This is a genomic window from Thalassomonas sp. RHCl1, assembly GCF_947387555.1.
Classification (GTDB): domain Bacteria; phylum Pseudomonadota; class Gammaproteobacteria; order Enterobacterales; family Alteromonadaceae; genus Thalassomonas.
This window is the reverse complement of sequence record NZ_CANDNZ010000015.1, coordinates 39,418-60,492: the sequence shown is the minus strand read 5'-3', so window position 1 is coordinate 60,492 and position 21,075 is coordinate 39,418. Positions and strand designations below refer to the sequence as shown.

At 45.9% G+C, this 21,075-nt stretch carries 16 protein-coding genes and 1 tRNA gene; 5 read left to right on the top strand and 12 right to left on the bottom strand.

The annotated features are described in order from the left end of the window. Positions 1-19: 19 nt before the first annotated feature. Together QL234_RS26950 and QL234_RS26945 are read right to left on the bottom strand one after the other, a co-directional pair. Complete coding sequence (locus QL234_RS26950) at positions 20-3,061, bottom strand: efflux RND transporter permease subunit (RefSeq protein WP_281560856.1); 3,042 nt, start codon at positions 3,059-3,061, stop codon at positions 20-22. Positions 3,062-3,064: 3 nt separating this feature from the next. Continuing rightward, positions 3,065-4,120, bottom strand: a complete 1,056-nt coding sequence (locus tag QL234_RS26945; RefSeq protein ID WP_281560855.1) for an efflux RND transporter periplasmic adaptor subunit — start codon at positions 4,118-4,120, stop codon at positions 3,065-3,067. A gap of 270 nt (positions 4,121-4,390) precedes the next feature. Here QL234_RS26945 and QL234_RS26940 point away from each other — a divergent pair. Beyond that, a tRNA-Arg gene (locus QL234_RS26940) sits at positions 4,391-4,467 on the top strand. Positions 4,468-4,668: 201 nt separating this feature from the next. On the opposite strand, the gene QL234_RS26935 is transcribed toward QL234_RS26940, so the two are convergent. The 9 genes from QL234_RS26935 to QL234_RS26895 all read right to left on the bottom strand — a co-directional run bounded on the left by QL234_RS26935 (position 4,669) and on the right by QL234_RS26895 (position 15,856). Next, on the bottom strand, positions 4,669-5,808 hold the full coding sequence (locus QL234_RS26935) for an alpha/beta hydrolase-fold protein (RefSeq protein WP_281560854.1): 1,140 nt from the start codon (positions 5,806-5,808) through the stop codon (positions 4,669-4,671). A 459-nt stretch (positions 5,809-6,267) separates the two neighbouring features. Continuing rightward, positions 6,268-8,319 (bottom strand): winged helix-turn-helix domain-containing protein, encoded by a 2,052-nt coding sequence (locus tag QL234_RS26930; RefSeq protein WP_281560853.1) that lies wholly within the window; start codon positions 8,317-8,319, stop codon positions 6,268-6,270. A 438-nt stretch (positions 8,320-8,757) separates the two neighbouring features. Next, positions 8,758-9,042: a SymE family type I addiction module toxin gene (locus QL234_RS26925; RefSeq protein WP_281560852.1), complete on the bottom strand. Its 285-nt coding sequence runs from the start codon at positions 9,040-9,042 to the stop codon at positions 8,758-8,760. A gap of 1,335 nt (positions 9,043-10,377) precedes the next feature. Then, entirely contained in the window at positions 10,378-12,378 is a 2,001-nt protein-coding gene (locus tag QL234_RS26920; RefSeq protein WP_281560851.1) for a hypothetical protein, read from the bottom strand. A gap of 61 nt (positions 12,379-12,439) precedes the next feature. Next, complete coding sequence (locus QL234_RS26915) at positions 12,440-12,844, bottom strand: hypothetical protein (protein WP_281560850.1); 405 nt, start codon at positions 12,842-12,844, stop codon at positions 12,440-12,442. Between the two features lie 41 nt (positions 12,845-12,885). After that, complete coding sequence (locus QL234_RS26910) at positions 12,886-13,209, bottom strand: hypothetical protein (protein ID WP_281560849.1); 324 nt, start codon at positions 13,207-13,209, stop codon at positions 12,886-12,888. Positions 13,210-13,277: 68 nt separating this feature from the next. After that, entirely contained in the window at positions 13,278-14,042 is a 765-nt protein-coding gene (locus QL234_RS26905) for a hypothetical protein (protein ID WP_281560848.1), read from the bottom strand. Between the two features lie 41 nt (positions 14,043-14,083). Next, positions 14,084-14,956: a hypothetical protein gene (locus tag QL234_RS26900; RefSeq protein ID WP_281560847.1), complete on the bottom strand. Its 873-nt coding sequence runs from the start codon at positions 14,954-14,956 to the stop codon at positions 14,084-14,086. A gap of 78 nt (positions 14,957-15,034) precedes the next feature. Next, complete coding sequence (locus tag QL234_RS26895; RefSeq protein ID WP_281560846.1) at positions 15,035-15,856, bottom strand: hypothetical protein; 822 nt, start codon at positions 15,854-15,856, stop codon at positions 15,035-15,037. 545 nt (positions 15,857-16,401) lie between these two features. On the opposite strand from QL234_RS26895, the gene QL234_RS26890 reads away from it, so the two are divergent. The 4 genes from QL234_RS26890 to QL234_RS26875 all read left to right on the top strand — a co-directional run bounded on the left by QL234_RS26890 (position 16,402) and on the right by QL234_RS26875 (position 20,307). Then, a complete protein-coding gene (locus QL234_RS26890) occupies positions 16,402-17,481 on the top strand; it encodes a ketoacyl-ACP synthase III (protein ID WP_281560845.1) in 1,080 nt (359 codons plus the stop codon). Positions 17,482-17,858: 377 nt separating this feature from the next. Next, positions 17,859-18,548, top strand: a complete 690-nt coding sequence (locus QL234_RS26885; RefSeq protein WP_281560844.1) for a single-stranded DNA-binding protein — start codon at positions 17,859-17,861, stop codon at positions 18,546-18,548. A gap of 89 nt (positions 18,549-18,637) precedes the next feature. After that, complete coding sequence (locus QL234_RS26880) at positions 18,638-19,513, top strand: SHOCT domain-containing protein (RefSeq protein ID WP_281560843.1); 876 nt, start codon at positions 18,638-18,640, stop codon at positions 19,511-19,513. Between the two features lie 98 nt (positions 19,514-19,611). Continuing rightward, a complete protein-coding gene (locus QL234_RS26875; protein WP_281560842.1) occupies positions 19,612-20,307 on the top strand; it encodes a VTT domain-containing protein in 696 nt (231 codons plus the stop codon). Positions 20,308-20,410: 103 nt separating this feature from the next. Here the strand turns inward: QL234_RS26875 and QL234_RS26870 are convergent, their stop codons facing one another. Then, positions 20,411-21,043, bottom strand: a complete 633-nt coding sequence (locus QL234_RS26870; RefSeq protein ID WP_281560841.1) for a thiol:disulfide interchange protein DsbA/DsbL — start codon at positions 21,041-21,043, stop codon at positions 20,411-20,413. Positions 21,044-21,075: the final 32 nt, after the last annotated feature.

Here is a 21,075-nt window from a genome sequence, read left to right as displayed (position 1 = left end):
TTCTTCTCTTATCACTGCTCTAATCAGCTTTGCTCACAGCAAGTGAGCGGGTAAACAGCTGGGTTAAAATCGGCACCAGCAAAAAGCTGGACAGGGCCGAGACACATAAACCGGAAATAATCACCACCCCGAGCGGTTGCCATAAACCGCCGCCAAACAGGGTCAGCGGCAACAAGCCGCCGATAGTGGTTAGGGTGGTTAATAAAATGGGCGTAAACCGGGTGGCGCTGGCACTTAATATCGCCGCGCTTTTTTCCAGGCCATCCGCCAGGTTGCGGTTGGTGGTGTCGATTAAAATAATGGCATTGTTAACCACGATACCGAACAAACTGATCAAACCGATAAAGGCCATCATGGAAAAAGACAAGCCGGTTAAATACAGGCCGATCACCGATCCCGCCATGGCAAAAGGGATGGAGCTGAAAATGATCAGCGGCTGTAAAAACGACCGGAATTGCAATACCAGCACGGCAAAAATACCGATGGCGGTGATCAACATGATCTGGGATAAACCAGCAAACGATTCCTGCCGGGACTCTTCTTCACCCCCCAGGGTATAATACATGCCCGCCGGCATAGGATAGTTATCCAGATAAGCAACCACTTCGGAGGTCAGTTCATGCACCGAATGGCCCTGGGCGGCATCGGCGGAAACCTTGGCCATACGCAATTTCTGATAATGGAAAAACTCGCTGTGGCCTTTTTGCAGTTGCTGGCTCGCCATCTGGCTCAGGGGGATAAACTCTCCGCTGCTGCTTTGAATATGCACATCCGACAGCCCGTTGATATCCGGATTGGTACGGCGCACAACAATAGGGTAGTTTTCACCGTTTTCATCGTTAAAACGGCCGACAAAAGCGCCGGAAAGTATGGTTTGTACGGTATTGTCCAGGGTATTGATGTCTATCCCCGCCAATCCTGCCTTGTCATAATCCAGGGTCAGCGCCAGCTCGGTGTTGGCCACTCCTATCGGGTTATCCAGGTTAATAATGCCGTTTAGGGAGGCCATATGGGCGCTTAAATCTCCCGCCACCTGCTCTAAATCATCCAGGGATTCACTCATCAGGCGCACGGCAATGGCCTGATCCGTCACCGGCCCCTGGGTAAATTCTTTCACGGTAATACTGGCCTGGTGCCAGCTGGAAAATTCACGGCGCAAATCCGCCACCAGCTGCTGCACTTTTTCTTCATCGTATTCATGCAAAATCAGCAGTGCCTGGCCGAATTTCACCACCCCGCGCTTGGGGATCTCATTGTAATAAATACGCGGATTAGAGTTGCCGACATTTAACGCCACCTTATCGATCAGCGGATAATTGCCCAGCACCTGGGTCATCTCCTGCATCACCCGGTTGGTATATTCGAGCGAGGAATTAGCCGGGGTATCGACATCAAGCAAGACCATGGCTTTTTCCGCCCTTGGAAACAGGCTGACCCCGACCTTGCCAAACAGGGACAGCATGCCTACCAAACAGGCAATCGCCACCACCAGTACCAATAACCGGTAACGGATCAACACCGCCAGCCCTTTGCTATAAACCCGCTCGGCAAAAATATTAGCGTAATGCTGCAGCGTTTTAATTTTTCCCGGCTTAAGGGAGAAAAACCGGCTGGCCAGCAAAGGGGTCAAGGTCAGGGCGATCACCAGGGACGCCAGCAACACCAGCACCACAGTCACCGGCATAGAGCGGATAAAATCACCGGTATTGCTGGCCAGCATCAGCATAGGCAAAAACGCCAGCATAGTGGTGATGGTACCGCTACTGATCGCCCAGCCCACCCGGCTGGTGCCGGTGGCAGCCGCCTGGCTCAAATTGCTGTTCTTGCGTTTTTCCCTGTGGATGCTTTCCGTGACCACTATGGCATTATCCACCAAGAGGCCAAGGGCGATAATCATGCCGACAATGGACATTTGCTGCAGCCCGAAACCGCTGAAATCAAGCAAACCTATGGCGATCAGAAAAGATAGCGGAATGGCGGTGATCACCACTACAGATTCCCTGATGCCTAAAAACACCAGCGACATCAGCCCCACCAGCAACAGCCCCTGCCACAGGTTGTCAAAGAAGCCATCCACCCGGGCGCTGACACTGTCCGCCTGCTCGAAGATCACTTCCAGGTGCATATTTTCCGGCAACTGCTGCCTGAACAATTCCGCTTCTTTGCGTACCTGCTCGGTAAGGTTGAAAATATTGGTATTTTCCCTTTGCTGCAGGGTCACAAAAATCACCGGCTTTTGCTGGAAGTAAGCCAGATAGCTGGGCTCGCGGCTGGCAAAGCTTACGTTGGCAACATCTTTAAGGCGCAAGACAAAGTCTTCATTGGCCAACACTATGGTATCGGACAACTGCTGCAACTGTTCAAAATTACCGCTGGCTTTAACATTAAAACGCCGGCTGTTGCCGTCGACAAAGCCCGGGGTGATATTAACCGCCCGGCCTTTGAGGATATTATTGATGTCGGTGACACTGATACCGTAATGTTTGAGCAGATTAAGGTTGATATCCACCGCCACGATTTGCTGGGGGTAACCCCAGATATCAGCCTTGCGCACGGTGGCAATGGCTTCCAGCCTTTTTTCCAGCTGCTTGGCATGAAACTCCATGGTTTTATAATCTAACGGCTCGCTCCACAGCGCCAGCTGCATCACGGCGACACTGTTGGGAGTAGCTTTTAAAACCAGGACATCCTGCACCCCGGCGGGCAAATTGGGCTTAACGGTAGAAACCGCCCTTTTGACTTTGTTAAAGGCGGCATCGGCATCTGTACCGTACAGGAAAGTCACTTCGATACGGGCGCCGCCGTCTTTGATCTGAGATTCGATTTTTTTGATATTTTCAATATCGGAAAACTCTTCTTCCAGCGGATCCACCACCAGGGTTTCGACATCCTTGGGGGAAGCGCCGGGATAAATGATTTCCAGCAAGGTGATGGGAATTTCAAACTGGGGATCTTCCGAGCGCGGCATATTAAAATAAGACACGAGCCCCACCAGCACCATAAGCACGACAAGGGTAAAGGTAAACTGGGCGTTTTTTATGGCGGCAAAAGGTAAATTCATAACTTAGCGGCCACTGACGCTGAGATGTTGCCAGCCCCGGGTGATGATATTAAGCGGCTGATCAAATTCATTGGCCAGCAGATAAACATAGCTGTTATCCAGGGAGAGAATATCAAAAGCCTGCTCGACAAATTGTCTTTGCTCAGCCGGGCTGACCATCACCAGGGCTTTGCCGGCATCATCGACGGCAATCAAAGCCTCAATAGGGATGCGGTAAACCGATTGCCCGACTGAAATGCGGATAAGCACCTCGACGATTTGTCCGGCAGCAACCCCTTTGGCCAGGGAAAGCTCAGGCAGCAAAACCTCGATCATAAACAACTGTCCCCGGGTATTGGCGATGGCAGGCACCTTAGTGATCACCCCCTCAACTTCCCCCAGGCGCTCCAGTACCACGCTGACCTTTTGCCCGACACTCACCCGGCTGACTTCGGCGCCGGTAAGGGCAACCTTGGCAATCCAGTTATTCTTTAATGCCGCCACTTCCAGCACTTGGGTGCCGGGAGACTGCAGCTCTCCCAGTTCGGTATGGCGCGCCAATACCACACCGTCAAACGGCGCCGCGATTCGGGCTTTTTCCAGGTTGTAATAAGCTACTTTATATCTTGCCCGGGTGGTTTCGACCCGGGTTTCGGCACTGTCGAGCTCCTGCTCAAAAGTGAGCTTTTTCTCCGCCAGCTGTTTAATACGCCTGACATCACGTTTCGCCTGCAATAACTCGGCATAACTGGCATTTTTCTCTTCGATAAGCTCATCGGTTTCCAGCGCCGCCAGTAACTGCTCCGCTTTAAAGATATCCCCCTCATCAACCGTTAGCCGGGTCAGATAACCCGAGCTTTTAAAAGACAGGTTTAAAGTACGCTTAAAATCTAACTTGCCGGTGCGGCGGATTTCATTAAAGTAAGGCTCGACATACACTTCCTCACTGTCATAGCCCTGAGCCGATACAGGAGCATTTTGTGCAGATGCCAGGGAGGTAAAGCCTCCCGCCAATAACAAGAAAAACAGTTTAACGAACATAAACTTAGCCGTTAAATTTTGCAGGAGATCAGGTTTCATCGACTTGAATATCTTAATATGAATCAGCTAAAAAGATTATAGCGCTTACTGTAGGCCTGTTAATAGTGAAAGTACATCTTTTTTAATCAAGTACTTAGCTTTAGATTTATGCAAATAGCCCGGATCGGCTTTTTCAAAGCAAACAAGGTAAAACAGACAAATAGAATAATTTTTCAACGCTTGATAAAAAAAAATAAAGTTTTCACCGAGTTTGCTAGACAAGTTTGCCGAGAAGCTATAGTATTTGCGCGCTGAAAAGCCAAAGTGAATGCACCCTTAGCTCAGCTGGATAGAGCGCTGCCCTCCGGAGGCAGAGGTCGCAGGTTCGACTCCTGCAGGGTGCGCCATTTTGTATCCTCCTGTAATTCTATATCTCAACTTTTCCCCGTAAGTTTTTACTGTAGATATCTTAAATGCCCGTTATCGCATGTTTATATCCTGTGCGATAAGGCTGCCGCATCCGGCTTGGCAAGCAACAACCTTAGTACTTAACAACAATACTAACCTTCCGGCCAAAAAGAAAAGCAACCTATACAGGCAACTGACTATCATTTGGCTGATAATGCATTTTCTATGTCAGTAAATAGTTGCTTATAGTAGTCTTTGTATGCGCTATTTTGTTTCAATGCCAGCTCATAGGCGGTTTTTTGCATCGGCAATGCGGCGGCCAGATTGTCATCAAGTTTAAAGGCCCAGGCCATAGCGGTATAGACATGTGGTGAATCAGGGTAGTCTTGCAGATTGATTTGAAAAACTGCTATGGCCTCTTTGACCTTTTCTTCTCTGAGTTTTGCGTAGCCAAGAGCACTTAACGCTCTTTCTGCAGAAACTGCATAGCCGTATTTACTATCCGAGAGTTGCTGGTAATAGCTTTTTATTGACTTGGCTCCTGCGCGTACTATTGGTGACTCTGGCGCCAGGTACATATCAGCAAATAAAGACTCCAATGCGTTTGGCAGGCTCAGCAAACCTTGTGACATATTGGTATTTTGATTGAACTCTGCACTTTTCCAATCCAGCATTTTTGGGGCATGTTGTTGTAAAAGCGCTATCAATTTATTGTAATTTTCCACCTCTCTGAGCTCTCGGCCGGAACTTAACCATAAAAAGGCTGAGATGTCGTTATTCTCCTTCAAAAAGGCTTCAAAATCCCCTAACAGGCCGGATTCATCTGTTATCCAGGGACTAATAGTAATATAAGCCTGAAACAGTTCGGGTTTATGGATAAGCCCATATAACGGCGCCATACCAAACCTTGCACCAGACGATACTATTCTAAAAGGTTGACTACGATAGTGCTTGTCTATATAGGGAATAACATCAATTTCGAGGAAATTGATGAAATCTTCACTCTTGACACCACGCTGGATAATACTGACTGCAGTTTCTGTGGTCAGAGAAACCAAAATGGTTTCGGGCATTGGATATTCCCGATTATGACTTAAATTTCGCAGAGTACCGGCAGTTGCCGCATAACCTTCATCAGAGCTGATGCTATAAAATACCGGGTATCGTTTATTCGTTAGTGCCTGATAACTACCAGGCAGCGTAATATTTATGCTGGCTTGTTTCTTCAGAACTTTTGAGTCAATGCGGATGGTTTCACCTATAACAATCGGTTCACCGCTCAAGCTGAAGAAAGGCACCAGCCAAAGTGCAAAGAGAAATAGTAACTGTGGAGACTTCATATAATTAATTCCAAACTATGTGATGGTAAGCGATTTAGCAGGGCTAGCGATCGCTTCTATGCTATGCAAAAAGAACGGAGATGTAACTTTTTTGTGCTAAAACTGACACCTTTTATGTGACTTTCATATGCTTTAATATTCCTTTTACAAGTTGCTGTCGCTAATGCAATTACACTGACATAGCTGCTGCATTTTGACATGTTGGATGGGTGATTGATTTCTGATTTTTTTCTGATGGCTTAGCTAAACCCATGATTTTATGGCGTATATAATTCTCGATTTACTCGATAAAATTTGATTTTTAAATGATGGGAAAACTAAAAAAATAATCGTGATTTGGACGGTAAATAACGTAAGCGAGCCAAAAAATAGACCGCTTGTTACCAATCAGGCTAATAAGTCTGTGATTAGCTTATTACTTGTATGTGGAGTTTGAGATCGATAAGACGGTAAAGATGCTTAGTTGTGAAACGACACTAATTCAGTTTGTCTGATTTGAATCTCTGAAGTTAATAGTCGTTTACTTTGGTGGTCCACGTCATTTAACCAGGTATCCCCACGTGAGAAGCGGGTTAAATACTCAAGACCTTTTGATTCCAGATGATATCGCCACAATTCTTTTGAGCTACTGAGTAAATACAAATACCCCTTACGTAGGAAAAACGGCGCTTGAGGCGCTAATTCCTTTTCAATAGTTATATTTACCGCATCTGCATTATCTACAGAAAAAATCTGCTCATTCTGATCCGATATAACCAGTTTTCCCTCATCCAATTGTGCCCAATAAACATGTCCGTCGTATAAAGTTTCAAAGCCACCATTTTCTATATTCAAACTTATCAATTGATGCTTACCCTGGTTAAAGGTGCTGCATAATAATTGAGTTTGATTAAACCATTGGAAAATACGGGTAATTTTAACATCTGTCTCAACAGGTTTTGAAACCTGCTCTTTATTGCTTAGAGAGACTATTGTTAACTTTCCTCCATGAAACAACAAAATCTCTTTGCCGGATTGAGACCATACAAACTGTTCAACGCCTTCGGGCATATTAGAAACTTGCTTCGTTCCATTTACTTGTTCTACCCAAACATTTGTCACTCCATTCCTTTCTGATAAAAAAGCGACCTCTTCTGATTTTGGATTAAATTTTGCGTCAAACTCTTTAACAATACTCCTGCCGACAACTTTGGCGGATATTTCATTTCGATCGGATAAGGGGCGGATGTAAATGTCCCTGTCGGCCTTGCCCATGGTCATTACAATACTATTCCCTGTGCTACTCACATCGGCTAACCGTAGGTCTGGGGAATCGGATGAATGCAACTCGGTAAAGTTTCCAGCCATATTCATATGGAGCAGGTAGCGTCCCACTGAAAAGACAAATCCCTCACCCACATGATCCCAAGTAGGATGCCAATGGAAAAAGTTGCTGTACTTTTGCGGTATGTTGAAAGATAGCGGCTCTGATGATTTGTCTTCAATATTATAAATAAAAATTCTGGGCTTATGTTGATCGGCAAGAATGGTGATCGCCAGTTTCTTAACCGCTTGAGACATAGCCAGAGCGTGCACTTTTGCCTTTGTATCAGAGAAAATGCGCTTTCCCTTACCTGACTCAGAGTTAAACAATATCACGCTGCTTTGTTTATTTGCGTGTTGTATTACAAAGAATCGCTTGTCATCTAGCCATTGAGGAGATTCGTAATGACTATCATCACATTCAGCCAATATACTCGTTGCTTGCGGGCTGCTGATAGCCAGGGGCACATATAAGCTTTCAACTTGCATACAGTAGCTATTTTCATCAGCGATTACATGGGTAAAGGCAATACGTTCACCATCAGGCGACCAGGCCAAGTTCCTATAGTTTCCTGGCTCCTTAGTGAGTCTGTACTCTTCTTTAGTCGCAATGTTTAACCACCAAATATGGTCAGCCCCATTGGTGTTGTCTCTAAGAAAGGTGACATACTTGCCATCAGGAGAAAACACTGAGTTTGATTCAACCGCGTCAGTAGCCGTTAATGGCGTTAAGTTGTTAAATTGATAAATATGACCGGTTTCTTTAGGTAAAAAATAAACTGCGATCGGCACGAGCAAAATCAAAAGTAACAGCCAATAACGGCCTGTCTTGTTTGTCGGGGCTACTGAGATTGAATTTGCTCCAAGCTTTTGCTTTTCGTCAGCCTTGGTATCCGTTTCCTTACTGACCTCTGCTACCAGGCTATAGCCCTTCCTGGGATGCGTCTCTATATAGGACTGCTCTTTAACATTGTCATTAAAGGCTTTTCTTAGCTGCCTGATACATCTATGCAGAGCATTGGCCTCGACAACGACATCACCCCACACTTTTTCAATGATCTCAGCTTTTGGCACCACTCTTCCCGGCCGCTCCGCCAGCACTAAAAGCACTTCGAGTACTTTCGGCTCTAAAGCTATTGTTTCTCCGTTATTTATAATTCGCGAACGTTCTATATCTAACTGAAACTCACCAATTTTAAGATATGCCATGTTTTGTAATTTTAATATCTATTATTTGTTCAGCTTGAATCAACAGCTCCTTTAGTCGGCATGATATCAAATTCGAAAGCGCATAAACCAGAGTTATTTCAGGCTCTCCTTACCTTTAGCCCTTAATTTGATTGGGCTGACCCGACAGTGACGCAATCAGTACAAAATATATAACAAACAAAACTCCTTATTCGCTGATATGGGAAATGAGACGAGAGACATTAAAACAATGGTGGAAGGTTTTATTGCAATAAATCATATATTGAACAGCAATTACAGAAAACTATTTTGACATAAGTTTGAATACATTGAAGAAGATCTCCACCCTTTAACTCAATTTACAAGTATGAGAAGAACACTTAGAGACTTGTTCAAAAGCTGATTTACGATAAGGCTGCCGCATCCGGCTTAGCAAGCAACAGCCTTAATGGTTAACAACTATTCCTCAACTGCCCGCTTTGCATAAAGCTGTTTAGGCGTAATGAGCAGTTGCTCCCGGTTGACAGCAATACTGATCTTCTGGCCGACAAGAAAACCAGCCTGTCTGAGCCATTTCCCCCTAAGGACAATGCAAGGTTCCAGGTTTACCGGCACATAATTAATGCCTATGCCCCGGGTTTTCGCTGCCGACTCGCAGCTGGTTTCCAACACGGTAAGTTGCCGATAAATGGGATATTTTACTTTTGCCGAGACGGGCTCTGGCGTATGATGATATTCAGCCATGGCGGACTCCTGTTAAGTTCGTTGTGGTTAGCGACCTCTGGGTGCTGTGTACACTCAGGGGTTGCGCCTTGATTACTGCTATGAGTTGTGAAGAATATTGAAGTGGCTGCGCTCCTTTGGTAGCTGGATTGCACCTTTAATGAAAGACCGCTTTTGCAGTTAAAGCAAAATGACAAGGTCTTTTTTTCTTGTCAATTACAGTATGAACGTCCGTGATGGTTTACAGCTTTAGACTCAAGTTTTTGAGTCGGCATAAAGGTATAGTGGCTTATGGGTACAGCACCATTTTCGCTTGCTTCTTTCCGCCCAGCGGCTTAATTGAGCAGGACTGCCTGCGGCACTGATAAAGTGCCGATTAAAGTCTTTTACCACCATTAACCAGTCTTTCTCATTGATATTAAGGCGTTCAAACAAGGTTTGAATGTCAGCAGGAATAAAACCACGTTTGTCGTCCCGGACACAACGCCCGGTCCATTCTACCAGGTTTAAATAATCAAATAGCTTAAAAGGCAGGCCAGGACTCGGCTTACCATGGGGTTTGTAACCGGTAAAAGAGAGTATACCGGGGGGGCAGGTCTTGCTCTTTTCCCGCCGTAGCCAGCACCTTGATCCTTTTTTGGATGCTGGTGAAATCTGAGGCTTCCGGGGTATCTGCTATTGCAGCCCGTACCGGATTCAAATCAACATACGCCATACAGGCCAACAAAGCAGTATCATCCAATAAAGCCTGAGATTTAAAACGCCCTTCCCACTAATTTTTCAGGAAAAAATTAGAACAGCTTTAGCTGGCCCGAAGGGGGAGTACCAGGGATGGTGACGAATAAAAGCGGCCTTTGCAGTTGTCTTCCTTATTCGCCTGTATCGCTATATGTTCATTCAAACAACGCATAAAGCAGCCCAATTCAAATAACCTTAGCCGCCATGTCTCAATCAGCTCCAGCGCTTTATCCGTTTCTGCCTGAGTGATTTCAGCCTCAGATAAAAGTGATTTCAGCCTCAGATAAATAACGGTCAACCAAAGGGTGCCCTTTAAAAAGCTGCATTCAGCGTAAAGCCACCTCCCGGAGTTGCCATTGCCTTGCCTGATGCTGATTCACTCTAAGCACTAAATGGTAATGATTGCTCATGATGACATAGGCGCAGATTTCTATGGCAAACACAGCTACCAGCTGAGTGATTCTGTCTACAAGCCACTGTTTTCCATGATCGATATTTTGCCCGGCACTATTATCCTCACCGCACAAAAAAGCCCTACGTACACACCGGCAAATGCAGTGGTAGTAGCCAAATCAGGATAGCTCAAGGGTTGCCCGATATCAATAGCGATGACTTTTATTAACTAGCCGGGGCTCCCATTAATTCGGTACGGATATTAAGTATCTGGCTTTTTTGTTCAATAATGATATTCAAGATACCGTCATCAAAAATACGGAAATCTATTAATTCATTACCGGCAAAATCACCGAATTCGAACTGATAACCGCTATCTTCAAAGCTATTAACCGGATCCAGAGTATTCCATTCTTGCGCGGTTAAATACTCGGCCTGCCAGCCATTGCTGCCTTCACTTAACTTATAGTAAGCATTGGCTGAGCGGGAAGGGAACCATAAATATAGGTTGCCTTCACTGTCCCGGTAAACCACGGGAGCTGAGCCAATAACGGTTTCATTCGATAACTCAGAAAACTCAGTACATGCCCGATTGAGATCACAGGCGCGGATTTTGAATATCCGGCTACCTTCCTCCAGGTCGGTAAACACTGCCTGCTCATTGCCTGAGCCAACCCGCTGCAATGAGTTGGTCACATCCACCCAGCGGCTACCGCCGTAACTGACATAAATTTCTACCAAGTCGGTATTTTCAGGGATGCTGTCCCAATTCAGGGTGATGGTGGTACCTTCAAGAAGAGCCACCGGGCGGGAAGGACGAACCACAGAGTCCAGCATGGTTAAGGTCGGCACCACGCCATTTGACATCTCGGCCTGCACCGAAAAACTGTCGCTGCCATCCACATTGCGATAGCTTAAAATTGCCGATGATGACTCACCTGGCTGACACGACATATACAGGCCGCCGCTGGCAGCCCCTGCCTGTTTAAACTCGGCTTTGCTGATGCTGGTCAGTTGCCAGTGTTCCGCCGGCGATTGCAGGGGAGATATTTGCCATAACCCCATGCGCAACTCGTTATCTTTACGCACCGGAATTAATAAGGTACCGGGAATAAATTCAATCGCCGGGGTGGGATCCGGACTTACCAGGTAATAATTGCCATTGTCGCTGTAAATCTGGAACTGATCAGCAAATTGTCGGCATTGCGCCGAACTGTTTATGGTCACTGCATACTGCTGGGCAGAGCCTTCGTAGCAAGTCAGCGCATCACAAGCCCGCACCCGGAAGTTATATTGTCCTTCTCCGGGCAGGTCGTATAAATAATAAAGCTCCTCGGTAAAGGCCACGATCAGCCATTCGCCGCCGTTATATTGCACCTGGATCAGGTAGCTGGTGGCGCCGGTAACTTCATCCCAAGTAAAATTCACCTGATTTCCGCTGGCACTACCTGTAAAACGGTTAGTGCCGGCAAAACCGCCGACCGCATTTGACTGCGCCGAAGGTTTACTACATAGGTCCTGATCACAGGCACTCACCCGGTAACGGCGGGTTTCATTTTCGGTAACGGTATGACTAAAACTGGTGGCCGTGGTTTGCTCTAACGGCTGGTAGTTGTCACCATTAATGCTTTGTTCAAGCAAATAAGTGATGATTTCACTTGTCTGGGTTTGTGTTTGGGCCGTTTTCGCCACTTGAGTGCTCGCCATGGCGGCTGGTTTTAAAGCCGACTTAGCTATGCTGTTGCTTGCCAGCGTCGACGCTGTCCAACGAACACTGTTTTCATTACCGACTTGTTCGGCAATAACATTGCTTGGCTCACTCGGCGGCAATTCAACCGTGACATAAGCCGATTCCAGGTAATTGCCACAGCCGTTGCTGTCACAGGCTTTTACCTGGTATTTATAGCGGCCGTTGTCGGCTTGTGAAACGCTCCAGCTGGTAGCATCTCCGCTAAAAACCTGCTGCCAGTGATTATTGCCGCTATCAGCCGTCAAAGCTTCAAGTACATAATATTCACCCGGCTGTTCCAGCGTCCAGCTAACGGTATATTCACCGGTATTGCTAATATCCGGCAGGGTAATAGTGCCTGCCGCCTCAGGCTCTATTTCATCCATAATATAGTGAACCACCACAGGCACATACTCTTCGGTATTGGCCTGGCTAAAGGTACTGAACAGCAACAGCCATCCAGCGCATAAGAAGGGGAATTTAGAGCTTGTCAGCATTAACTAAAACCTGGTGTTATTTTTATCGGCAGGCGTTACACGCCCAAAAGCAAATTAAAGGTTAGGGAGTAATCACGGGTAAAGCCGAATTCTCAACAATTTGCAGATATGCCAGCTCGGTTGCACTGTAAATGTCTTTGGTCGGCTTGATCATATATTCCACTTCGTAGTTATTGGCTTTGGCCATAAAAGCGATAGATACCATGGCATTAAAAACACCAGTATTAACTTGATCAGCCTTTAAATAAACATAACGGTCGAAAGCGCCGCCACAGTTATCAAAAGCACCTGTGCTGGCATTTTTAAAGCTGATCAACAGGCTTTGGCTGATCAGGTTGGTGCTGGTGTCCCGGTTACCTTCTACCGTGATGGTGTCGACATGGGCATTTTTACATAACACTTCAGCCGCCTGAGCCGTTGATACCAGGCTTAACAAACCGATAAATAATACAGTTAACTTTTTCATTTTATTCCTCAAATTTCATTTATTATTCGATAAAGCAGCGATTAGTTGCTGCTAACAGCAATACTGGCCGGACGTTCGAAACCGCTTTTATCGGCACAGTCATTGGCCGAAACAACGGTAATTTTTTGCCCGGTGGCCGCCGCCGTCATTAATGCGGTATAGGCATTTTTGCCGGTAGATGAATTCATCGACACCGCCCAGGTGCCGGTGTTCTCTGGCTGCACACAGCTAACCGTAGCCGTCTGTTCTTCTGATGTCGCAAAGTACAGAATATCGTCGCTGACCTTGATTTCTGTTAATGCACTTTCAGCCATAACCTGCTGTGAAATAGTTAAGGTTAATAAGCTCATTAATAATTTTTTCATTAATTGGTAATCTCTAAAACAGCAATTAAACTTCAGGAAAGTCACAAATAAACCTTCACCTGCCGACACTAGTCTTCTTTTATGACACATGCATAATCACCACATAAAGGATCGGTATATTCCTTAATTGTCATATATATGCCCGTTGTAACATTAGCTTGGCAAGTACCATCAGATAATAAGTATGATTGCATTGGGAAATTAAGTAAGCTACCTGCTTGATATAACCTACCGTCGTTATAATGTTTATTTCTAAATATTTTCTCTAAGAAATTTTTATTTCCGGCAACATTACCGCTACAGTCAGGGCCATCAAAGTACATATACCCTTCTTCAAAACGAGCACCACTGTCATAGAATGCAAACTGCTCTTCATTGCCAACAGGTAAATAATAAAATGTCGTAGGTGAAAGTACTTCAGCAATACGGCCCACTTTAGTAACCCCATCTCCCTGGAACAGATAAAGGGCTTTACCATTAGCGCTTGTACTTGCTGTCTCGGTTGCTGGTTGTAAGCTAATACCTTTCGCCCGCTCGATACCTGTTATATCGCCGCAGTCAGCCCCCGTTTCAACATTAATCGCCTGCTTGCCCGCCATCGCAGTAACCAATAACGAATACAGGGCGCGTCCGGTTTTATTGTTCAGGGATACCGTCCACTGCTGTGCATTTTCGGTCACCACACAACCAGGCGTGCTGGCTTTGGCTTCATCAGTGGTAAAATAAACGGTATCGTCCACTACATTGAGGTAGGTAATTTTTCCCGCAGCATAACTCAAATTAGTAAATAACAACGTAGAGATAAGTAGTAAATATTTTTTTATTACTGTCACTTTATTTCCTCGAGTGTGATTAAACCGATAACTCATTACCATTACTGTTTTACTTCTGTGCCAAGTATGTAATGCACTCCTGCATAGCCAAAACCTTGGGCGTTTTGTGCTACGGCAGCTTCCGTGATCCAAACTTCCAGGCTGGTTTCAAAGTAGATCCCTTTCCCCTGCTGAACCACTTCAACAGGCGCCACGATATGACGCTTATCCCGGTCAGAATCACTCGGCTCTGTTAACCCGAAGAAAAAACTGCCATAGCCGTTTTTTGACAATTCCATCGTGGTATTCTCACCGTCAATAATCACTTCCAGGGTCGTTTTATCACTGGTATCTGTACCATTCGTTTCAGGCGTTAAAATTGCCGTGAGCCAACCGCTGCCCTCGGCACTGGCAACCAAGCGACGGCTGTTATTGACAGAAAATTTCTTATAATTCCCCAATCCGCCATGAAACTCTTCAGTATAAAATCCCGAACTGTTAGTAAAAAGATTTTTACGGCTAATGATTTGAAAATTTTGACTAGTTTCAACGCCATACGACAGCACATTGTTCCTTACTGCGGTGGCAGTACTCCCCGAAGATGTTTCACTATTTACCGGCTGCAAGCTGATCCCTTTAGCCCGCTCAATACCCGATATATCACCACAATCACTGCCAGTTTCAATATTAATTGCCTGTTTACCCGCCATAGCGGTAACCAATAATGAATACAAGGCTCGACCGGTTTTATTGTTCAGGGAAACTGTCCACTGCTGGGCATTTTCAGCGACAACGCAGGCCGGCGCACTTACTTTAGCTTCATCAGTAGTAAAATAAACGACATCGTCTACCACATTAAGATAAGTGATCTTTCCTGCGGCTAAGGCCGGTGTAGCTGCAAATAAACCAGCAAGTAATAACAGATATTTTTTCATAAGCTTCTTTAATAATTTGTCAATGAGTTTCGAGTGTAACTGTGTTGCTGTTAAAAATGTCTCGGTCAACTGCATTCATTAATACACACAAGCCAGCTTGCGATAGTTATTACAATACAAATTGGTAAACTCGCCATTTACCGTCATTACCATGCCTTTACTACCTGACGTACTGGATGTCCAATCTGAACAGCTATATTGAGTGTTATAAGAAACATTCTGATTTAGGTTTGAGGTATCGTTACCATAATAATTTAAAGTTTTAGTCTGGCCATTTTTAAAGGCCAACAACGCCCCGGATGAAAGCTTGCCATTATATTCGTTCGTATTCGCTTCACTGGCTGCCTCAAGTGCATCTAAAAACCAGATTTCATTCGTATGCGGATAAGTCGAGAGAATACTAAGGTAATCATTCCAGAGCATCACTCGAGATTTAGGCCACAGCTGTTGACAAAGACCTGTGGCAGCCAGTACCGGACTCTTGCGCACGCCATCCTGATAAACAAAATGGCCTCTTACCGCGCTTGTATATCCGGCCCATTGTACTTGCCCTGCAGAAGAGGTTTCACTGCTTGGTTGTAAGCTGATCCCCTTTGCCCTTTCAATCCCGGCAATGTCGCCGCAATCAGCACCTGTTTCAATATTAATCGCCTGTTTACCCGCCATGGCAGTCACCAATAAGGAATACAAAGCACGGCCGGTTTTATTGTTCAGGGATACCGTCCACTGCTCGGCATTTTCAGTGACAACGCAACTTGGCGTACTGGCTTTTACTTTATCTGTGGTGAAATAAACGGTATCGTCCACGACATTGAGATAGGTAATTTTCCCCGCTGCCTGCACGTCAAAAGCAATACTTTGACCGATCAAAAACACTAAGGTGAATAAAGTAGATTTCATAAAATTAAGTAACTGCCGCTTATAAATGTTTAAGGAAATATTAGTGCCCAGATCCTGGCACTAAGTACTCATCAATCGGGAAGCAAGTATTGGGCGGGAAACCTTTGAAACATACCCGGCACAATGAATATTGTTCCTCAAGCATCCATGCGGTTAGGTGGTTAACTGCTTTTAGCCCCTGACACCTTCCAGGAATCGAGAGTAACGCTAAAAAACAAGGGCGGGATAATAGCGTTTTTCGCGGGCAAAATAAACAATAAATATACAAACGGCTAACTTTTATACGCCAGTTTAGTGATACACATCGTGCTTAGTTAAATCCTGGTTATTCTGCTGCTTGAGCCAGGGTTTCCCCCCCTGGAGCCCCACAAATACATGAACCACCAAAGCAACCACAGCCAGAAACGCCTTTACGCACCAGCACACCTTTCTTTTGCGAATAATCAATATTTGTCTAATTTATCGCTAGAAAACATCAGCTCAGACCAGTAAGATGTTAACAGATGTATCACTATCCATTTTGATAGCAGATTTTAGGAATTTATATGTTATATGCTGAAATTACCGGCTGGGGTAAGTGCTTACCTCCGGCAACGTTAACCAATGATGATCTTTCAACGTTTGTCGATACCAGTGACGAGTGGATCACCACCCGCACCGGTATTAAATCTCGCCGGATTTCACATGTAAATACCGCCCATTTGGCCTCGGTTGCCGCCCGGCGTGCCATGGCCGCCGCCGGAGTTAGCGCCGATGAAATCGATATGATAGTGGTCGCCACTTCCTGCCCGGATACCATAGTGCCCAATACCGCTTCCATGGTGCAAAAAATGATCGGCGCAAACAATGCCGCTGCCGCCGATATGACCGCCGCCTGTACCGGTTTTTTATATGCCCTGCAAAGCGCCACCGCCCAGGTACGGGTAGGCGCCGTTAAAAAAGCGCTTGTCATCGGCGCTGAGCGCATGAGCTGGTTTATTAACTGGTCGCGCCGGGAAACCGCGGTATTGTTTGGCGACGGCGCCGGCGCTGTGGTGATTGAAGCCAGCGAAGAAAAACTCGGTTTGGTCAATGCCAAACTCGGTTGCGATACCGAAGCCAGGGACGTTTTGGAAATACGCGGTTTCGGTACCGACATGGACCGTTATGAAAATGCCCCGACCGCATTAGACGTACATTTTATCGGTAAAGATATTTTCCGCCGCGCGGTAAAAGGCATGGGCACGGCAGCACAAACCGTACTCGAACAGGCTGAGCTTAATGTCGACGACATTAACTTGCTGGTACCGCATCAGGCCAACTTACGCATTATTGCCGCCTTGCAAAAACAGTTCGAACTCAGTGACGACCAGGTAATGGTGAATATCGAAAAATACGGCAATACCTCTGCCGCTACGGTACCAATCGCCTTATGTGAAGCACTGGAAAACGGTCGCATCAAACCCGGCGATAATATTATGACCGCCGCTTTTGGCGCCGGCTTAACCTGGGGCGCGGGTTATATCAAATGGGGGCAAAGAGTCACCCCAGTCGCTACCAGCGATGCCGAATTACCGGCCAGTGACGCCACGGCAAAAGAACTGCTGTCGGTGGCGATCAAGCATTGCCTGAACCAGGAAGCTTAACCTGTCGTTTGACCGGTTTTCGCCGACACCGACACATCTGAGCCAGCACCGATATTCAATGCCGGTGCTGGCTTTTTATTTTCTCAAAAACCCTTTATTATAAATAGTCTTATACCAAACGTGATAAATAATTGCTCAAGATTCAATGAGGATAAACATTCAAGTTCACAGCTTTATTGTTCCAGACTAAAGCTAAGCACCTGCATCCATGCAGGCGAGGCGCGCGATTGAGCAATAGCCAGCTATTGGGATTGAACGCAACGAAGAAATTGTGTGTTTAGACCATTGAAGGTGATCAATTAATTATTTCGTTTGCTATGATCTAGCAACTTTCAAACTGTCGAAAATCCTGGCCGGCAATTCAAAGGATCGTTTTTATGTCTCACGCTACCTCGGCATCTGCCAACCTCCAGATCAATGACCTGCAATTAAATTCAGTCACTTTACTGGGCAATTTAGTCAACAAACCCGAAATCCGCTACCTGGCAAATCCGGTGCAGGCCATTACCGAGTTAACCCTGGCCACCCACAGCAAATGGCTGGATAAAAAAACCAACAGCCAAAAACAATGGACCAGTTTTCACCATATCAAGGTGGTTGGCGACAGTGTCGAACAAGTGATCGCCCGGGCGCAAAAAGGCGATATTCTGCTGGTGCAGGGTTACCTGGCCAGCCATGACTACGCCCCGAAAGAAACCGTCAACGCCACCTTTATCCAGGCATTTGCCAAAGGTTATACCCAGGAGATCAACCAGGTCCATTGCAGCGCAACCTTAACCGCTCCCCTTACCCAGGTGACCACGGAAAACAATAAAACCCTGGCGCATGCCGATATTTCAATCTTCTTCGAAACCGCGTCAACAACAGGCAAAAAACCAAAACAACTGACGGTGACCCGCCCGCTTCATATCTGGGGAAAACAGGCATTATACCTGAGCGAGCATGCTGCCCCCGGCGATACCCTGTTAATTGAAGGCAAGCTAAATTACCTCAATGACCTTGATAAATCTCAGTTTATTGATGGTAAACATATACAACTGATAAAAAAACCAACAATTAACTATTGATTTTTTGCTCAAAATGCTGGATTTTTACACAAACGGCCAATAACTAAAACCATAAACGGCCGAACAAGAATAAGGATCAGTCAGGCATTATGGTTAATCTATTCAAGTGGTGTTTTTCCAAGGTATTAAGCCCCGCTAAACGGCTTATGGTCTTATTTGCCTGCAGCTACCACACTCCGGGTTTTAGCGCGAGCAGTTCAATCCCGGATACTTCCCTACTTACCAATCAAAAAACCTTCCTGCTGCTGGCCTTGTCTTTACTGCTTATTTTCCTGTTAATCCGTTACCGGAGAAACCGTTACGGCCTCTCTTCCCTGCCGGGGAAGCAATATGTCTACCTGGAGATCAGTAAGTCCAAACAGCAAATAGGCCTGTATCGCCGGCATCAGACCAATACCGATACCGTGCTTAACATCAGCGATGTGATCAGCAGTAAAATTTTGCTCAACGACAAGCTGATCAGCCTGATCACCCAAGAGCAGGCGGATACTTTTACCGCCGAGCAGGAAAAAAAGTTGCAGGCTGATTTTGCCCGTATACAAAGTAAAAAAATGCACGACGGCGAACTCAGAAAAGTCCACTTGGTGTTAACCGATAAACACCGGCAAAGATATGCAATTTGTCTCTACCTCAGGGCCGGAAACAAACGGTTAACCCACACCCGTTATCAGGATGTGGTCGAAGACATTCTTGATTGGTGCCGGTTATTGTCTTCGCAAATCAACCGCTATCATTGCCAACAAACACAAGCCCCTGTCACCGAAAAAATGTCACCACAACAGCAAGAGGACATATCCGCCCGGCAGCAAAAAGAAAAACGGCAACAGGAACAACAAACTCAGGAAAAAACCAGCAATGCTGAATTTCTGGCTGCCCTGGAGAAACTGGCAAAACTTAAGCAAGAAGGACTGCTCACCGAGAGCGAATTCACCCGGGCCAAGGAAAAGCTGCTGGAACACGTCTGAGCAAGAAATTCAGTTAACACAGTTGCACCCTAGTCATAACGGGGTATCATACCGACCCGGTATTAGTTATTTTTCACAAAGAAGTAAGAGTTGCAATTGTGTCATCAGGTCTAAAGTATAGTTTGTTCACCCTGGTGATAGTGTTAATCGCCCTTGTCGGCAGCAATACCGTCACCCTGGCCGATCTGAGTCATTTAAACCCCGCCAGCTGGGGACAATACCTGATCGAGCAACAAGTGATCCCCCAAGGACCGGCGGGCATGATCACCTTATTTATCTTTTTAAGCATCACCACCGCCATAGGCTTACCCAGGCAAGTGGCCGCCTTTGTCAGCGGCTACAGTTTTGGCGCTCTTTTTGGCGCCGTACTCGCCACCCTGGCAGCTACTATTGGCTGCTTGCTGACCTTTAGCGTCTCCAGACATTTGCTCAGTCACAGGGTAAGTGCCAAATACCCAAAACAGATCAGCAAAGTCTCTAGCTTTATCGAACAGCAGACCCTGGCCAAAACCATCATTATCCGCCTATTGCCGCTGGGCAGTAATTTGATGACCAATATCCTGGCAGGCGTTACCCGGGTATCGGCCAAACCTTATGTGCTGGGCTCTTTACTCGGCTTTATTCCCCAGATGCTGATTTTCTCTTTTGCCGGCAGCGGCGTGAAACTAGCAGACGAGCAGCAGGTATATGTCACCCTGGGCTTATTTTTAACCATCGCCCTGATCGGCGGATACCTGGTACGGCAATCATCACTGGCTAAATTAGCGATAAAGCCCAAAGAAGAGACCGGATAGATGTAAAGGTTTGCTATTGGCAATCACGGCAAACGCAAATTTCTTGCTTTTAGGGACAACAAAGGGGCCCTAAGCCCCTTTGTTTATTACCTTTACTGTCGAACTATTTAAGCGCCAGCAGGTATTTTGTCAGCTTGTGATAATCTTCTTCGAAGTTATCGCGGTCAAGCTCCTGGTTATTGATGCGGTATTTACCATTGATAATAATGGTAGGTACGCCGGTCAATGCGCCTTTTTGCGAGAAGTAATCCTGGTTTTTCTTCATCTGTTTCGCTTTGCTGTTTACGCTGAAGCTTTTGAAAATCTTATCGAATTTCTCACCATCGGCACCTTGTAACACAAAGATATTACGCAGGTCTTTTTCCGAGGTGATCACCGCGCGCTGTACCTGGATATAATTGAAAATCGCGGCAACAACTTTCTCTTCCAGACCCATCTGCTGAGCCGTAACAACCGCCTTGCTTAGCATGGCCTGGATTTTAGGCGAAGCCGCACGCAGGAAGTCAACATGGTTACGCTCGAACGGCACCCCTTCAGGCAACTGCTTTTTCACCTTGGCAAAAAATGGTTCGAACTTAAGACAGTGAGGACAGTAAAAGGAAAAATACTCTCTGACTTCCGGTTTCGTCGAGGCTTTTTCACTGACCTTGGTATACTGCTTACCCTCTTCAAATTCGGCACATGACGCCATAAAAGGGATAAACATTAACATTATTAAACTGATTACTTTTTTCATTATTCTCATTTTCCTTAAATGAACATCATCTG

Bases quoted from the DNA above. Each gene is read 5' to 3' on its own strand.
- QL234_RS26950 (WP_281560856.1), bottom strand. From the start codon at position 3,061: ATGAATTTACCTTTTGCCGCCATAAAAAACGCCCAGTTTACCTTTACC.
- QL234_RS26945 (WP_281560855.1), bottom strand. From the start codon at position 4,120: ATGAAACCTGATCTCCTGCAAAATTTAACGGCTAAGTTTATGTTCGTT.
- QL234_RS26935 (WP_281560854.1), bottom strand. From the start codon at position 5,808: ATGAAGTCTCCACAGTTACTATTTCTCTTTGCACTTTGGCTGGTGCCT.
- QL234_RS26930 (WP_281560853.1), bottom strand. From the start codon at position 8,319: ATGGCATATCTTAAAATTGGTGAGTTTCAGTTAGATATAGAACGTTCG.
- QL234_RS26925 (WP_281560852.1), bottom strand. From the start codon at position 9,042: ATGGCTGAATATCATCATACGCCAGAGCCCGTCTCGGCAAAAGTAAAA.
- QL234_RS26920 (WP_281560851.1), bottom strand. From the start codon at position 12,378: ATGCTGACAAGCTCTAAATTCCCCTTCTTATGCGCTGGATGGCTGTTG.
- QL234_RS26915 (WP_281560850.1), bottom strand. From the start codon at position 12,844: ATGAAAAAGTTAACTGTATTATTTATCGGTTTGTTAAGCCTGGTATCA.
- QL234_RS26910 (WP_281560849.1), bottom strand. From the start codon at position 13,209: ATGAAAAAATTATTAATGAGCTTATTAACCTTAACTATTTCACAGCAG.
- QL234_RS26900 (WP_281560847.1), bottom strand. From the start codon at position 14,956: ATGAAAAAATATCTGTTATTACTTGCTGGTTTATTTGCAGCTACACCG.
- QL234_RS26895 (WP_281560846.1), bottom strand. From the start codon at position 15,856: ATGAAATCTACTTTATTCACCTTAGTGTTTTTGATCGGTCAAAGTATT.
- QL234_RS26890 (WP_281560845.1), top strand. From the start codon at position 16,402: ATGTTATATGCTGAAATTACCGGCTGGGGTAAGTGCTTACCTCCGGCA.
- QL234_RS26885 (WP_281560844.1), top strand. From the start codon at position 17,859: ATGTCTCACGCTACCTCGGCATCTGCCAACCTCCAGATCAATGACCTG.
- QL234_RS26880 (WP_281560843.1), top strand. From the start codon at position 18,638: ATGGTTAATCTATTCAAGTGGTGTTTTTCCAAGGTATTAAGCCCCGCT.
- QL234_RS26870 (WP_281560841.1), bottom strand. From the start codon at position 21,043: ATGAAAAAAGTAATCAGTTTAATAATGTTAATGTTTATCCCTTTTATG.